This is a genomic window from Corallococcus praedator (assembly GCF_003612125.1).
GTDB lineage: Bacteria > Myxococcota > Myxococcia > Myxococcales > Myxococcaceae > Corallococcus > Corallococcus praedator.
The window spans coordinates 1-491 of the sequence record NZ_RAWI01000880.1; the positions used below are offsets into that span (position 1 = coordinate 1).

The following is a 491-nucleotide window of genomic DNA, read 5'->3' on the forward strand; positions in this document are numbered from 1 at the left end:
GCGCAAGGCATTGCGCCAGATCCTGGAGGGCAAGGTCGACAGCGTGACGATCACGCCCGACAATCTCCACGAATTCGCGGGCGTGCAGAAATATCGGCACGGCTTATCGGAAACCGAGAATCAGATCGGCGCCGTGACCGGGCTCGCCTGGACCGAAGTCGGCGGCGAATTGCTGACGATCGAGAGCGTGACGGTGCCGGGGAAGGGCGGGATCAAGCTGACGGGCAAGCTCGGCGACGTCATGAAGGAATCGGGGGAGACGGCGATGAGCTTCATCAAGGCGCGCTCACCGTCCTATGGCATCAAGCCGAGCCTGTTCGCGCGCAAGGACATCCACGTCCATCTGCCCGAGGGCGCGGTGCCCAAGGACGGGCCTTCGGCGGGTGTCGGGCTGGTCACGTCGATCGTCTCGACGCTGACCGGCGTGCCGGTGCGGCGCGAGGTGGCGATGACGGGCGAAGTGACCGACGGCCTGGCGATCGTCGATAAGG

Annotated in this window: 1 protein-coding gene; it reads left to right on the top strand. The window is 65.6% G+C overall.

Features of this window, described 5'->3' with window-relative positions; genetic code table 11:
• Positions 1–491: S16 family serine protease (locus D7Y13_RS42235; RefSeq protein ID WP_341870481.1), on the top strand; the 491-nt coding region annotated here is incomplete at both ends.